Below are 14,742 nucleotides of genomic sequence, written 5' to 3'. Positions count from 1 at the left end.
GGTTTGTCGTCGATGATCGCTGCCGGGACCATCGCCTGGGTCGACAACGGACGCGGAGTCTTTCGACAGACTCCGCGCTTTAATGCGGATCGGGACATATCGAGCGATAGCACTACGACCGGGTATGCGAATTCGAAGTGACCGACAACTCGACTTTCGCGGCCCCATGTCGAGCAATGCCGAGCGCAACGGCAGCGCCGTAAGAAAGGTCGATGACTCTATTGCGCTCAAACGGACCGCGGTCGTTGATTCGAACGAGGATCGACCGGTTTCTTCCAGCAAGCGTGACACGCACCCAAGATCCGAAAGGCAACGTGCGATGTGCCGCTGTCATGGCGTGCATATCGAAGCGCTCTCCGTTGGCGGTGCGATGGCCGTTGAAACCTCGGCCATACCAGGACGCAAGCCCCGCTTGATGAAGATTGCGCGCTTTCTCTGTCTGAGGCGACTTGTCCGACGTAGCGCCTTCGGTCGAACGCGCAAGCTCATCCTGAACCTGCGAGACGTGCTCGGCACTGTGCCGGGGCGGCGATGCCGCGCATCCGGCGATCAGGAGCGCGCAAGCGAAAGCGCCTGGGTTTCGCAATCGCAGCATGTTCATCTTCGGGCGTTTCGAGTTATTCGAGCACGAAGAATGTGACCGGGCGCCAGCCAAACTCACGATGCGCAGTCTTGCAGGCGCGTCAGCGGATCGATAGGCTGACGGTCCAGTCTCAGCTCGAAAAGCAGAGCGGGCTGGCTATCCGACTGATCACCCATGATCGCAATCGGCTGCCCTTTGCTGACCTCATTGCCTTCCTTCACCAGAATGCTCTGGCCATGACCATAAGCGGTGAGGTAGCGGCCGCTATGTTTCAGAATCACGAGCTTGCCGTAGCCGGGGATCTTGTCGCCGGTGTAGACGACTCTGCCGCTTTGCGCAGCACGGATCGTGTCGCCCGCCTTGCCGGCGATCAGGATGGATTTCGCCCCATCAGAGCCGAAGCGCTTCAGAACTTGCCCTTTGATCGGCCAGGCCAGCCCGTCCGGGCGACATGGCGTTGCGCTCAGCGTCTGTTGTGTGGCACTGGCAACCATGGTTGGCGGTGCCGATGGCGGACCGACGCGCAACAGTTGACCAGGCGTCAGTTGAGCCTTGGCTGAAAGCCCGTTCCAATCCGCGATTGCAGTCGCATCACGACCATAGGCGGCTGCGATAGAAATCAGGGTATCGCCGGTTGCCACACGATAGAAGCCGACGGGCGTTGAAGGAACATCAAGCGCAGTCGTCTGCTGCGCGGATTGAGCCGGCTGCTGCGTGCGCGTTTGACTGGCGCATCCGCCCAGTGCCAAACCAAAGGCGACCGCCAGACACGACGCGCGCATAAGATGCAGCGACTGTGAGGATTTGATCATAGTAGTAAAAAATCGCCTTCGCGTAATGACGCCAAAAGCTCCCGCAGCGGAGAGCAATCGTCATCTTCGAGGAATGCGTGAAAGATGTATCTGTGTGAAATCGGCAGGGCGCCGCCGATTGCACTGCGAACACGCAGCAATGATCGCGGGCCGCTGCCGATGTAGCAAAACGTGACGGCAACGGCGCGATCAACTCACCGCTGTAGCGGAGCTTGCCCCGCTACACGCGAAAGATCAGCGACGGTCGCTGTTCTTGGCGAATTCGCCGTCGTGGCCGTGCGTGTCCAGATTGCTATGCTGCTCCGGGCGATGTTCGCCGTTCTTCGCGAACTCGCCTTCGTGGCCGCGCATCTCACGATGATCGCGATGTTCTTCGCGATGCTTATGGCCGTTGTGATTGCCATGGTCGTGGTGGAAATCGAAATTTTTTGCGGATGCGGCGCCAGTAAAGGCCAGGGCAGCGACGGCAAAAGCAACGAGCTTGATTTTCATGAAAGTCTTCTCTCTCAGTTAAACGGGACGACACGACGTTGCGTCGCCCTGTTTAACGGCGTGCTGATTTTTGGCGTTGACCACTCGCCATAAATTGACATTCGTTGACATTACGAAGCATTGCGGGATGGATCGATCGTCGCGACGGAACGGAATTTCGGACTTCGAATGTTCATGAAATTTGACGACGCTGCTGGTTGACCGGGCGGCACGTGCCCACTCCGGCCATGCCCGGATAACGCTTCGGCCTGCAGTTCTTCGTCACGAGAACACCGGACACTCGACAGCAGATCCGCCCGCCTCAAACACGCCGCGCTTCCCGTGCTCGGCGAGCTTGCGAAAGTGCGCATTGCACGGCGTTAATTCGGATCACGTATTACATATGCCGATAATCGGTGTGCCCTCGAACTCGTGATCCGGTATGCCCTGATTCTTCATCCAGTTCCGGTGCACGAAACCGTTCTTGTCCGCGATGCCGAACCGTGCTGCTGACCGAAGCCTGGCTTTTGGGCGCTCCTGACGATACCCACTCTGTAGGAAAGCCCATAAATAGCATGACTATATGCCTGCGCCGCACCGGGAAAACGCTAATCGAAACGTTGGATGACGCTGCATATAGTTTGTCTATTGAAGCAAAAGCGCGGGATTTCGCATATCCCAATTACTAGTCAAGAACACCGCGCCCGTATCACCCTCTCGCGCAATGCCCGCATCGTCATGGGCGGTTATGACGGCTTTCGATCGTGAAAGCCGCATGCCCATGACGTGCCGATGAAACCCAGTATCTGAACGCGATCGACGATGAGTCGACCCATCGACCAACGAAGAAAAGACTGGAGGAAGACATGGCGCAGAATCGGGATGACGACGCACAAGACAATGCAAAAGAGAACGGCAATCTGATCAGCTCGACCCGGCGCGGACTCATGCAGGGCGTGGGTCTGGGCGCCGCGCTGTCGCTGCTGGGCGGCGTCGCGGGCGGCGGTGGTTTGATTTCCAGCGCGCAGGCGGCCGAAGCGGCGTTTCCGCAGCACAAGAAATGGAAGATCGTGTTCGTCAATCACGTGACGACGAATCCTTTCTTCGTGCCTACGCAATACGGCATCCAGGATGCCTGCTCGCTGCTCGGCATGGACTATCAGTGGACCGGCTCGGCCACATCCGACGCAGGCGAAATGGTGCGCGCGGTCAACTCCGCGATCGCCGCAAAAGCCGACGCGATCGCCGTGCCGATCGTCGATCCGAACGCCTTCGACAAGCCGATTCAGGCCGCGCTCGACGCCGGCATTCCGGTGTTCGCCTACAACGCCGACGCGCCGCGCGGCAAGAGCAATCCGCGTCTCGCGTATATCGGGCAGGACCTGTACCTCTCGGGTTATCAGATGGGCGAGCGTATCGCGAGTCTGATCGACAGCGGGCTGGTCGCGCTGTTCATCGCGACGCCGGGGCAGCTCAACATCCAGCCGCGTCTCGACGGCGCGAGCGACGCGATCAAGAAATCGGGCAAGAAGATCGACATTCAGACGGTTGCGACCGGCGCGACCGTCAACGAGGAACTGTCGAAGATCAAAGCCTTCTATCTCGGCCATCAGGATCTGAAAGGCATGTTCGCCGTCGATGCGGGCAGCACGCAAGGCGTGGCTCAGGTGATGAAGGAATCGAATCTGCCGTCGAAAGGCGTGCACGGCGGCGGCTTCGATCTGTTGCCGCAGACCATCCAGCTCATTCACGAAGGCTTCCTCGACTTCACCATCGACCAGCAGCCGTACGTGCAGGGTTTCTATACGGTGATGGAAGCGTTCACGTTCCTCGCATCGGGCGGGCTGGTCGGGCCGGCGAACATCAACACGGGCCTCAAGTTCGTGACGAAGTCGACCGTCGAGCCGTATCTCAACACGTCGACGCGTTATGAAGGCAAGACCACCAAGCCGCAAATCGTTCCGATGAGCGGCGCAATCAAGTCGTGATGAATACGGTGAACCAACCTGCCAAAGTCGAAGCGCCCGCGCGGGCAGCACCGCCGCGCGGGGCGTGGATGTCCCATTGGGCGCCCGAGCTGCGCATTCTGCTGGTGGCCTTGCTGCTCTCGGCCTACTTTCAGTTCGTCAATCACGACTTCCTCCTGAGCAACGCGAGCCTCGTCAATCTGTCGCAGTTCATCGCGCCGGTGGCAATCATCGCGTTCGGCGAGATCATGCTGATGATCGGCGGCGACATCGATCTGTCGGCGGGCATGGTGTTCGCGTTCGCGCCCTTCATGATGGTGTTCGCCAACGACGCCGGCGCGCCGATGTGGCTCGCGGTCATCGCGGGGCTCATTGCGGCGGCGATCATCGGCTTCGTGAACGGCGCGGTCACGGTCTTTCTGCGCCTACCCTCGTTCGTCACGACGCTCGGCACGCTCTTTCTGATCAACGGCATCACGCTGACCGTGTCGCGCGGCACGCCGGTCGCGACGCCGGGCTCGCCCGAATTCGCCGCCGTCATGGGCGCATGGGGTTATAGCGAGATCATCTGGACCGTGGCGATCGCCTTCGTCATGCACACGCTTCTGCGTCATACGCGCTGGGGCCTGCATACGCAGGCGGCGGGTGCGAATGCGCTCGGCGCGAGCGAGGCGGGCATTCACGTGAACCGGCTGCGGCTCGGTAACTTCGTGCTCGCGGCGGTGCTGGCGGGCTTCACCGGCATACTCGAAGGCTTTCGCATCACGTCGATTGACCCGCAAGCGGGCGGCAATCAGATCATGTTCCTCGCGGTCGCCGCGGCGGTGATCGGCGGCACGCCGCTCACGGGCGGCTCGGGCACGATCGTCGGCGGCCTGCTCGGCGCGGCGGTGCTCGGCATTCTGAGCGACGGCTTCACGCTCATCGGCATCAACGCGTTCACGTTCAACATCATTCTCGGCGCCGCCATTCTCGCCGCGATGATCTTCAACATCCATGTCGGGCGCATTCGCCGCCGGGGAGCCCGATGATGAGCACGGTGCTGACAGAACCACAGGTCGCCGGCAAACTCGCGCTGCGCGGCGACAATCTCGTCAAGCGCTTCGGCGCCGTGACGGCGCTCGACGGCGTGTCGCTCACGCTGGGCGAAGGCGAGATTCTCGGCATTCTCGGCGACAACGGCGCGGGCAAATCGACGCTCGTCAAAATCCTCACGGGATTTCATCAGCAGACGAGCGGCACGCTGCACATTCACGGCGACGAGACGCTGCTCAAGTCCGTCGATCATGCGCGCGCGCTCGGCATCGAATGCGTGTATCAGGATCTTGCGCTGGCGAATTCGCTGTCGATCTACCACAACATGTTTCTCAATCGCGAGATCGTGCGCACTGGTCCGGCGCGCCTGCTGCGCCTCGTCGATCACAAGCAGATGCGCGAGCGCGCGGCGCAATGTCTCGACGATATCGGCGTGCACGTGCCCTCCGTCGATCTGCCGGTGGAGCGGCTTTCGGGCGGACAGCGTCAGGCGATCGCGGTGGCGCGCGCGGTGAATACGAACGCGCGAATCCTTCTGCTCGACGAACCGCTCGCCGCGATGGGTGCGCGCGAAGCGGCGCTCATCATCGACCTCGTCATGCGGCTGAAGGAAAAGGGCGGGCTCTCGATCATCATGATCATGCACAACTACGCGCAGACGCTCGATATCGCGGATCGCATCATGTTGATGCAACGCGGCCGCGTGACGTACGAGCAGCGCAGCGCGAATACATCGGTGGCGGAGTTGATGGACATCGTGAGGCGGGAGTATCGGGCGATGCGCGCGACGACCGCGCCTTGAACCTTGTCGATTGAGCCAGTTGCGGTGAGCTGGCGTGGCCGGACATTCATGGATTACCGCAACCCCAAGCAACGCAAGAGCATGCACGGACGCATCGTGCAGGAGCTCGGCATGCAGATCGTGAGCGGCGCGTTCGCGCCCGGTCAGCGTCTGCCCGCCGAGCCCACGCTCTGCGCGAGCTATGGCGTGAGCCGTCCCGTGCTGCGCGAAGCGACGCGCGTGCTCGTCGCCAAGGGGCTCGTCGTGTCGAAGCCGCGCGTGGGCAGCGTCGTGCGCGCGCGGCACGAATGGCACATGCTCGACCCCGACGTGCTCGTGTGGACCATCAGCCATCTTCCCGAAGGCGAGTTCTTTCGCGCGCTCATGACGGTGCGGCAGATCATCGAGCCCGCCGCCGCTGCGCTTGCCGCAATCTCCGCCAGCGACGATGACATCGCGCGTATCGCCGCCGCGTACGAACGCATGGAAACCGCGCAAACGGCCGACGATCTGCTCGATCCCGATCTGGCGTTTCATCGCGCGATCATGACGGCGACGCACAACGACATGCTCGCGTATATCGGCAACATGCTGTCGCTCGCGCTCAGCGAATCGATCAAGCTCACGAGCCGTCATCCGAATACGCATGCGCTGTCGTTGCCGCGTCACAAGGCGATTTTCACGGCGATCGCCAATCGCGATGCGCTCGCCGCGCGCCAGGCGAGCGTCGTGCAACTCGACAACGCACGCGCCGATGCCAACTCGATACTCGGTGGCGCGGTGCTGGAGCCGGAGCGGCCGTTGTCGGGGTGAGGACCTTGCTTCAGGTCTCGATCAGGTCTCGATCAAAACCCGCCCATCTTCGATACGAATCGGCACGCGCACGAGGCTCGCACCTTCGCACGGACCATCGACACACACGCCGTCTTCAAAGCGGAACATCGCGCTGTGATGCGCGCACATCAAGAGGCCGCCGTCATACGTCCAGAAGGCGTCCGGCTCGTAGTTGAGCGGAATCGAAAAGTGCGGACAGACGTTGCGATACGCCCATGCCTGCGCGCCGCGACGCAGCACCAGAACCGCGGGCGCGGCTTCGAGGCCGCCGCCGTCGGGTATGTCGTCGAGTGCGCAGATCGGTTGCGCCGAATCGTTCACGTCCGCTCCTGCGCAATCAACGTGAAATCGCGCGCCACGTCGAAACCCGTTTTCATCGGCACGTAATCGATGACGAGCGACGGCTTCACGCCGAACACCGCGTCGGAATGCACGTAGGGATCGTCGGCGGAATAGAGCGCGGTCGTGAGCGACGCGTAACCGGGCGCGTCGATGCGAAAGTGAATATGCGCGGGCCGCATCGGATGACGTCCCGTCGCGATGAGCATCTGGCCGACAGGACCGTCCGTGGGAATCGGATAGCTCGTGGGTTTGATCGAATGAAAGGCGTAAGCGCCTTGCGCATTCGTGCGGAAGCGTCCGCGCAGATTGCCTTCGGGCTGCTCCGGATCCTGACCTTCGTACATGCCGTTCGGCGCGGTTTGCCACACTTCGATCGTCGCGCCTTCCACCGGCTCGCCGTTCAGCCCGCGCACGACGCCATGAAAGAACGCCGGCTCGCCGTCGCTCTGCGCGATATTCGCACCGAACGCCGACTCCTTCACGCCGTCGCGATAAAACGGGCCGAGCAGGCTGCTCTCAGTGGCCGCTTCCTCGCGATGTTGATTGATGTCGTCCATCACGATCGACAGGCCGAGCGTGTCCGACAGCAGAATGAACTCCTGCCGGATGCCGTCGCACTTCTTGCCGGTCGCCGTGAGAAATTCGATGCCGCGTCGCCATTCGTCGTGCGTGAGGCGCACTTCGCGGGCAAACGCGTGCAAATGGCGCACAAGCGCGACGACAATTTCCTGCGTGCGCGCATCGGCGCATGCGCCAAAGGAATCGGTCACGGATTGCGTCAGGGATTCGTTCATCGGTTGAGTCATGATCGTCGGTCTCAGGCAGGCGCGCGTCCTTCGTAGGCCGCTTCGAGCAACGCGCGCAACGGCGCACGCTCGACCGGGCGCGGGTTCCAGTAGGGGCTTTTCAACGCGACATCCACGGCGATATCGATATCGCTCTCCTTCATGCCGATGTCCTTCAGCGCGAGCGGCGCGCCGTTGCTGCGCGCGAGTACGTATGCGCCGTGCGCGGCATCGTCGGCGCCGAATGCGCGCGCTATGCGCTTCATCGCGTGCGGCGCGGCATCGCGGTTATAAGCGAGCGCGTGCGGCAGCACAATCGTATGCGTCTCGGCATGCGGCAGATTGAACGTGCCGCCGAGCGTATGGCACAGCTTGTGATGCAGCGACATGCCGACGCTGCCGAGCACCGTGCCGCACAGCCACGCGCCGTACAGGCAATCGCTGCGTGCATCGATATCGTCAGGTTGCGCGACCACGCGGCCCAAGCCCTGCGCGAGCGCCCGAATGCCTTCCTCGGCCATCAGGCTCACGACGGGATTCGCGTCCTCGGCGTAGAGCCCTTCGGCTGCGTGCGCGATTGCGTTGATGCCGCTCGTGACCGACAGCGACGCGGGCAACGACACGGTAAGGAGCGGATCGTAGATGACGGTCTTCGGCAGCACGCGCATGTCGCGGCCCGTCTTCTTCAGACCCGCTTCGGTGAGCCCGTAGATGGGCGTCATCTCCGAACCGGCGTAGGTGGTCGGCACCGCGAGAATCGGCAGCGACGAAGTCAACGCGATTGCCTTGCCGAGACCGGTAGTCGAGCCGCCGCCGATGGCGATCGCACAATCCGCGCCGACTTGCTGCGCATACGCGCGCGCCTCCCGCGCGGTCTCGACCGGCACATGCATCACGGCTTGCGCAAACACGCCCGCTGCGCGATGCCCGATGCGCTCGGCCAGCGCTTCAGCCTGAGCGCGCTGCTGCGGCGTCGCGAGAACGAGCGCGCGTTTCGCGCCCAGAAGTTCGATCTCGCGTTCGAGATGGTCGATGCTTCCCGCACCGAACACGACGCGCGAGGGCATGCCCTGATAAACGAACGATTGCATGGTTTCGAGCGCGCTCAACGCGGGTAGTAAGGCGGAATGTTTGCGTCGACGTTCACCCACACCGACTTGGGTTGAGTATATTCGCGCATCACTTCGAAGCCCATTTCGCGGCCATAACCGCTCGCGCCGACGCCACCGAACGGCGACGCCGGGCTCACGCGCTTGTAGCAGTTGATCCACACCATGCCGCTGCGCAGTTGCCGTGCAACGAGATGCGCGCGTTGCAGGTCGCGTGTCCAGAGGCCCGCGCCCAAGCCGTACTCGGTGCCGTTGGCGATGGCGAGCGCTTCCTCGTCGGTGCGAAACGTGCTGACCGTGACGAACGGGCCGAACACTTCTTCCTGTGCGACGCGGTCCGTCGGTTTCGCCTGCACGATCGTCGGCTCGACGTAGCAGCCCTTCGCGAGCGCGGCGGCATCCGGCGCCTTGCCGCCCGCGAGCACGCGTCCGCCCTGCTCGCGCGCGACATCGACATACGAGAGCACGCGGTCGCGATGCATCTGCGACGTGAGCGGACCCATTTCCGTCGACGGATCGAGCGGATCGCCGATACGGATCGAGCGCGCGAGCGACGTAAAGCGTTCGAGCAGATCATCGGCGATAGATTCGTGCACGATCAGCCGCGATGCCGCAATGCACGCCTGCCCCTGATTGTGAAAGATGCCGAACGCCGAGCCTTGCACGACGGCATCGAGATTCGCATCGCCATACACGATGTTCGCGCCCTTGCCGCCGAGTTCGAGCTGCACCTTCTTGAGATTGCCGCTCGACGCTTGCACGATCTTGCGGCCCACCGCCGTCGATCCCGTGAACGCGACCTTGCTGATCTCCGGATGCTCCGCGATATATTGCCCGGCGACATGGCCCAGGCCGGGCAGCACATTGACCACGCCCGCCGGAAAACCGACTTCGGCCATCAGCGCTGCGATTGCGAGGCTCGACAGCGGCGTGAGCTCCGCCGGCTTCATCACGACGCAGTTGCCCGCCGCGAGCGCGGGCGCCATCTTCCAGCTCGTGAACATCAGCGGGAAATTCCACGGCACCACTTGTCCGACCACGCCGACCGGCTCGCGCGTCAGATAGTTCAGGAAGCCCGCTTCGACCGGAATCACCGAGCCTTCGACCTTGTCCGCCATGCCGCCGAAATAGCGGAACGTCGCGGCGGTGCGCGGCACGTCGAGGTTGCGCGTGTCGCGGATCGGGTGGCCCGTGTCGAGCGATTCGAGGCGCGCGAGCGCGTCGGCGTTGGCTTCGATCGCATCGGCGAGCTTGAGCAACAGGCGTCCTCGATCGGCGGCGGCCATCGCGCTCCACGCCGGGAACGCCTTTTTCGCGGCCGCCACCGCGCGATCGACGTCTTCGCGGCCAGCCATCGAGACTTGCGCGATCTCGCTGTTGTCGTGCGGATTCAGAGTCGCGAGCGTGGCGCCGCTCAGCGCGGGCACGAAGCGTCCATCGATGAAGAGTTGCGTTTGCATTGTGTTGCTCGTATCGAAGATTGAAGACGAAGCGTTCCCCGCGACGCCTCATGAAGGCGTCGTCGTGTCGAAGAGGAAACGGGAATGTTTAGAGCGCGACCGGATACGGCGGCAGCTCGCCGCTTTCGTAGCGTTTGGGCAGATCGGGCGTTGCGTTCTCCCAGACGAGCAGCATCGAGCGCTTCTGCGAATAACCCTTGTGGCGGATGTCGGCGGGCATCGCGGCGATATCGCCCGCGTTCATCGTGATGCGGGCGCGCGGCTCGCCGGTGTCCTTGTCGGCGACATCCCAGATGATCTGATCGGACAGTTGCAAGAACCACTCGACGCGATCGTTGCCATGGAATACGGGCAACACGAATTCCTCGGTCGTCGGACAAAAGAGGCTCTGCTTGCAGACGGATGTCACCGACGGATTCCATGTCACGTCCGAACGCGACAGATACTTGAAGAGGCTGAACGCGTGCAATTGCCCTTCGAAACCGGGTGCGGCGTGAATCTCGGGCTCGTCCTGCGAGACATCCGCGAACTGGCGATTCACGGGCAGATCGTTGCGCAATGGTGAGTCGCCTTCGATGCCGGGCATGCGCTTCGTCGCGATACGCGTGCGGTCGATTGCCGCGATGTTGTCGCCGTGCTTCGCGCCGAATGCCGAGCCGGTTTCTTCGGGCGCGGCGAACGGATCGAAGCCTTCGTTGACCCAGTCCTTCAGGATCGCCTTGAAGGTCGCCATGATGACCGGCGTCTCGAACTGCTGCGTGTACGCGACGCCCGCATCGCGGAAGTTCGCGTTATACGCGCCGGCATACATGTCGACGCGGCCATAGTGATTGCGCGTGCCGATCACTTCGTCGAAGTTGACCCAGCCGTAGAAGAAGCCCCATGCGACGTCGCGCATCATCGCGCGCAGGAAGTCGTCGGCGTGCATCTGATGCGAGCGCGTCTGTCCTTGCGCGGGCCATTTCACGGTGACGAAGTACGCGTCGCGGCTGAATTCGAAATCGCCGAGTTTGAAGGTGCGATAGCCGGTGGTCGCATCGGGGTCGGTCGCGACGACGCTCTGAAGAAATGCGGCGTGATCCATGTTGTGCTCCGGAAGTTTGAAGGTCGTGGGCGTAGGCGTGTTCACTGGATGCAGATCTGCGCCCACTTCTCGACGGACGCCGCGCCGGCAATCGTCTGTACGAGCAGCACGCCAGTCTTGCGCGCTTCGAAGCGATAGGCCGCGCCTGCAGGCAGCAACGCCTGATGGCCGCGGCGCAGGCGCACGAAGCCCATCTTCTGGCCGGACGGTTCGCCTTCGAGAATCACGCTGCCTTCCGTTTCCTCGCCGACGAGCGGACCATCGGAGGGCTTGATGAAATGCACGTCGATTTCGCCGTCGATGGCAACCGCGAATTCATCGTGCGATGCGCTGAACCACGGCGAGACGCCTTCGGCGCGCAAGGTTTCGATCACGTACTTGAGGTTCTTGCCGACCACCACTTTTTCATACGGCGCGGCGTGGCTCGCGACTTCGAACACGTTGGACATCGCGTAATGTCCGGCCTGGCCCTTGATGATTTCGATGCTGCCCTTGCGGTAGTTATCGAGGCTCGCGAGGTAGGTCTGTTGCATGTCTGTCTCCAATGCTCCGTTGATCTTTCGTGCGGCTTTGCAGCGTCGCCTTGAGATGAAGATTAGGGCTGCGCCCGCTCCAAGGCAATGAATCGAGGTTCGCGTTTTCCGAACGTCGCGTGCTCGATTGCGGCCCTAGGGAAAGTACTTATCTCGGCGCGAGCCACGGATAACGTTGCGTGTCGGCGCTTTCGTAATCGGGATCGAGATAGATGAAGCAGCGCTGAATCTTGAAGTCGCGGATCTCGAAGACGTCGACCCAGCGGCCCGCGTGCGTGACGCCCGCCCGCCACTCGACGCCGCCGTGCGTCGCGCCGTAACTCGTGCCTTCGACGACCACCGTATCGCCCTGCTGAATCACGTTCAGGTAGGCGAGATCGTGCTTGAACTTCGCGACGATCGAGCCGAGATCGGCGAAGAGTTTTTCGAAGGCCGCGCGGCCGGTCGCGATGCCCCACTTCGGAAAGTAGACATCGGCGTGGTCGTCGAAGAGATCGAAAATCGATGCGCCGCGATCGAGTCGGCGCAGGTATTCCAGCGCGATGGTTTTGCGCTGTTCATCGGTCATGGTGACGGGATTCATGGTCGTTCCTGATGAGAGTGGTGAATCGTTCAATGCAGCGTGCGCAGATAGGCGATGATCTTGCGGCGCCGTGCTTCGTCGCCTTCGAAATAGGTCATCGCGTTGCCGGGCGCGACGGTTTGCGTATCGGTGAGCCAGGCGTCGAGCAGCTTCTCGTCCCAGACCTTTCCCGCAGCCGCCGCCTTCATTCCCGCCGAATACTTGAAGCCTGTTTCGGATGCCAGCGGCCGGCCGACAATGCCGAAGAGATTCGGCCCCTGCCCGTTCGGTTCGCCCTTGCCGAAGGTGTGGCACACGGCGCAGTTGTTGGTCGTGAGTTTCTTGCCGATCGCGACCGTATCTTGCGGCGCGGCTTCCTGCGCATGCGCCGACGTCGTGATGATCAGCGCGAGCATCGAACATAACTTAGTAATCCGAATCATTGTTGCCCTCCATTGGCCGATTGAGCCGCACGATAAGCAAACGCGATGATCGGCCCGAGCGTGCCGCCACCCGCCCAATAAGCCCGTGCAGACGCCGACGCGACGCAATTGCCCACGCCGTACAAGCCCTTGATCGGCTGGCCGCGCGTGTCGAGCACCTGTCCGTGCGAATTGGTTTTCGGGCCGCCCTTGGTATCGAGATTCCCGGCGACGATCAGCGCCGCGTAATACGGTCCCTTCGCGGCGAGCGGATACATCGTCTCGTTCTTCTGATCCGCTTTCTTGCTGACCGGCCCGTTGAACAGTTTCTCGACGATGCGCTCGCCCCGGCGATGATCCTGATCGATGCCCGCTTTCGCGAAGCCGTTGAAGCGCTTGATCGTCGCGTCGAGGTTGCGCAGAAAATCGTCGGAGAGATCGAGGCCGCCGAGCGCGCTTTTGTGCGTCGCCAGCCGTTCGCGGATCGCGCCCGCGAGTTCGGCGAGCGTATTGCCGCGCAGCACGTGACGGTCGTTCGCGCCCTTCGGCACGATCAGGCTGCCGTAGTCGTCGCTGGCGCAATGATCCTGCGCCTGCTGGTCCCAGATCGAGATGAGCGCGAGGTTCGGATACTCGCCCTTCGCACCGTCCCATTGCGAGAACGTCGCGCACACTTCGTTGTAGGCGAGCTTCTCGTTGACCACGCGTTTGCCGTACTTGTTCACGTAGATCATCGAATCGCCCGTCGGCGTGAAGATGCCGGAGAGCGAGCCGTCTTTGGCGATCGCCTTGTCGAGCGAAATGGGCGCCATCCACGAGTAGTTCATGTTGCGCAACTGCACGTCGAGCGCGCTCGAAATGCGCACGAAATCGCCCTCGTTGGTCGGCGCGGCGCACCCGCCATAGACCGCGCCGTGCAGGAAGTTTTTGCGCAACTCGGGGTCGTGCGTGAAGCCGCCGGTCGCGAAGATCACCGCCTTTTTCGCGCGCGCCCGGAAGACCGTGCCCTCCTCCGTCAGCGATTCGACGCCGAGCACCGCGCCGGTTTCATCGACAAGCACTTTCTGCACGCGATAACCCGTTTTGATGTCGATGCCGTCGCGCCGTGCCGCCGCGCTCATCGTGCGGATCGCGACGCGGCCGCCGTCGGACATGCTCGGCAAGCCGTCCTTCGGAAACAGCACGCGGCCGCGCGGCGCCTTGTCTTCCGGCAGTTCGGCCCAGTAATCGGGCACCGCCGCTTCATGCCGGTACGGCAGCGCGCCCTTGCTCGCCAGCAGCTCGGCGGCGGGCGACGCGCTGTCGTAGATGGCCTCGCACATCTCGTACTCCCAGTCGGACAGACCGAGCTTCGGCAGCGTCGCATCGTATTGCTCCGGGCGCGACAAACGCGCGACGTAGCGCATGTAATCGGGCTTCGGATCGGCGATGCCCGCGCGGCGCATCGGCTCGTTGTTCGGCACCCAGTACCAGAACGCGGCTTTCGCGGCCGTGCCGCCCACGCTGCCCGCCTTCTCCAGAATTGCGACACGGTTGCCGAGCCAGCGCGAGAACAGCGCGCACGGCAATCCGCCGCCACCGCCGCCGCACACGACGACGTCGTATTCCGCATCGAATGTGATCTCGCTCGCGGCGCGCGCCGACAGCGACACCGCGCCGAATGCCGCCGCCGCGGTGCCCGCGCCCGCGGCCTTGATGAAGTTGCGGCGCGACGCGGCCGCAAGCTTGTTCGTCTCGCTCATGTTCGTCTCCGTTCGTTCGTGTCGTATGAGCGAACGTTACGAAGACGCGGCCGGCGGGTCTTTCAGGTTTCGCGGATTACAGATTCCGGGCGCGCCGGCACGCGATCGGGGTAAACACCGGGGCGCCATTCGCGCACGCGGCGTTCGCGAACGGCGACCCATCGCGCCGTGGAAGACGCGTGGCGTCGCATCTATACTCGCGTGAACAGCGGCGCCCAAG

At 62.8% G+C, this 14,742-nt stretch carries 16 protein-coding genes and 1 pseudogene; 4 read left to right on the top strand and 13 right to left on the bottom strand.

Annotation, left to right across the window (positions count from 1 at the left end):
- Positions 1–112: 112 nt before the first annotated feature.
- The 4 genes and pseudogenes from BRPE64_RS32410 to BRPE64_RS32405 all read right to left on the bottom strand — a co-directional run.
- A complete protein-coding gene (locus tag BRPE64_RS32410; protein WP_408608268.1) occupies positions 113–595 on the bottom strand; it encodes a septal ring lytic transglycosylase RlpA family protein in 483 nt (160 codons plus the stop codon).
- 62 nt (positions 596–657) lie between these two features.
- Positions 658–1,395 (bottom strand): peptidoglycan DD-metalloendopeptidase family protein, encoded by a 738-nt coding sequence (locus BRPE64_RS20865; protein WP_016346825.1) that lies wholly within the window; start codon positions 1,393–1,395, stop codon positions 658–660.
- Between the two features lie 234 nt (positions 1,396–1,629).
- A complete protein-coding gene (locus tag BRPE64_RS32970; protein WP_144063491.1) occupies positions 1,630–1,887 on the bottom strand; it encodes a hypothetical protein in 258 nt (85 codons plus the stop codon).
- 264 nt (positions 1,888–2,151) lie between these two features.
- Positions 2,152–2,361, bottom strand: a pseudogene (locus BRPE64_RS32405) (dihydroxy-acid dehydratase domain-containing protein); the annotation flags it as partial.
- 371 nt (positions 2,362–2,732) lie between these two features.
- Here BRPE64_RS32405 and BRPE64_RS20855 point away from each other — a divergent pair.
- Genes BRPE64_RS20855 through BRPE64_RS20840 form a run of 4 tightly spaced genes read left to right on the top strand, consistent with a single transcriptional unit; the run spans position 2,733 to position 6,462 of the window.
- Positions 2,733–3,854, top strand: a complete 1,122-nt coding sequence (locus BRPE64_RS20855) for a sugar ABC transporter substrate-binding protein (RefSeq protein WP_016346823.1) — start codon at positions 2,733–2,735, stop codon at positions 3,852–3,854.
- Positions 3,854–4,864 carry an ABC transporter permease gene (locus BRPE64_RS20850; RefSeq protein ID WP_044042819.1) on the top strand — a complete coding sequence of 337 codons (1,011 nt, stop codon included), beginning with the start codon at positions 3,854–3,856 and terminating at the stop codon, positions 4,862–4,864. The genes BRPE64_RS20855 and BRPE64_RS20850 overlap by 1 nt, the downstream gene beginning before the upstream one ends.
- Entirely contained in the window at positions 4,864–5,670 is an 807-nt protein-coding gene (locus BRPE64_RS20845) for an ATP-binding cassette domain-containing protein (RefSeq protein ID WP_044042984.1), read from the top strand. The genes BRPE64_RS20850 and BRPE64_RS20845 overlap by 1 nt, the downstream gene beginning before the upstream one ends.
- Before the next feature lie 48 nt (positions 5,671–5,718).
- Complete coding sequence (locus tag BRPE64_RS20840; protein WP_016346820.1) at positions 5,719–6,462, top strand: FadR/GntR family transcriptional regulator; 744 nt, start codon at positions 5,719–5,721, stop codon at positions 6,460–6,462.
- Between the two features lie 21 nt (positions 6,463–6,483).
- Here BRPE64_RS20840 and BRPE64_RS20835 read toward each other — a convergent pair whose 3' ends face one another.
- The 9 genes from BRPE64_RS20835 to BRPE64_RS20795 form a co-directional block, all read right to left on the bottom strand.
- A complete protein-coding gene (locus BRPE64_RS20835) occupies positions 6,484–6,804 on the bottom strand; it encodes a Rieske (2Fe-2S) protein (RefSeq protein ID WP_016346819.1) in 321 nt (106 codons plus the stop codon).
- Positions 6,801–7,619, bottom strand: a complete 819-nt coding sequence (locus BRPE64_RS20830; protein ID WP_144063490.1) for an intradiol ring-cleavage dioxygenase — start codon at positions 7,617–7,619, stop codon at positions 6,801–6,803. The genes BRPE64_RS20835 and BRPE64_RS20830 overlap by 4 nt, the downstream gene beginning before the upstream one ends.
- A 23-nt stretch (positions 7,620–7,642) precedes the next feature.
- Complete coding sequence (locus BRPE64_RS20825; RefSeq protein ID WP_044042983.1) at positions 7,643–8,701, bottom strand: maleylacetate reductase; 1,059 nt, start codon at positions 8,699–8,701, stop codon at positions 7,643–7,645.
- A gap of 14 nt (positions 8,702–8,715) precedes the next feature.
- Entirely contained in the window at positions 8,716–10,179 is a 1,464-nt protein-coding gene (locus BRPE64_RS20820) for an aldehyde dehydrogenase family protein (RefSeq protein WP_016346816.1), read from the bottom strand.
- 88 nt (positions 10,180–10,267) lie between these two features.
- Positions 10,268–11,263, bottom strand: coding sequence for a hypothetical protein (locus BRPE64_RS20815; RefSeq protein WP_016346815.1), 996 nt, complete (start codon positions 11,261–11,263; stop codon positions 10,268–10,270).
- 41 nt (positions 11,264–11,304) lie between these two features.
- On the bottom strand, positions 11,305–11,796 hold the full coding sequence (locus tag BRPE64_RS20810; protein ID WP_016346814.1) for a cupin domain-containing protein: 492 nt from the start codon (positions 11,794–11,796) through the stop codon (positions 11,305–11,307).
- A gap of 148 nt (positions 11,797–11,944) precedes the next feature.
- Positions 11,945–12,379, bottom strand: a complete 435-nt coding sequence (locus BRPE64_RS20805) for a nuclear transport factor 2 family protein (RefSeq protein WP_016346813.1) — start codon at positions 12,377–12,379, stop codon at positions 11,945–11,947.
- Between the two features lie 29 nt (positions 12,380–12,408).
- Positions 12,409–12,801 (bottom strand): c-type cytochrome, encoded by a 393-nt coding sequence (locus BRPE64_RS20800; RefSeq protein WP_044042818.1) that lies wholly within the window; start codon positions 12,799–12,801, stop codon positions 12,409–12,411.
- Complete coding sequence (locus tag BRPE64_RS20795) at positions 12,798–14,522, bottom strand: FAD-dependent oxidoreductase (RefSeq protein WP_016346811.1); 1,725 nt, start codon at positions 14,520–14,522, stop codon at positions 12,798–12,800. Before BRPE64_RS20795 ends, BRPE64_RS20800 begins: the two co-directional genes overlap by 4 nt.
- Positions 14,523–14,742: the final 220 nt, after the last annotated feature.

The sequence above is a fragment of the Caballeronia insecticola genome (assembly GCF_000402035.1).
In the GTDB taxonomy this organism is placed as follows: domain Bacteria; phylum Pseudomonadota; class Gammaproteobacteria; order Burkholderiales; family Burkholderiaceae; genus Caballeronia; species Caballeronia insecticola.
Note: the sequence above shows the minus strand (reverse complement) of the source record. Positions and strands in the feature narration are given on the sequence as shown.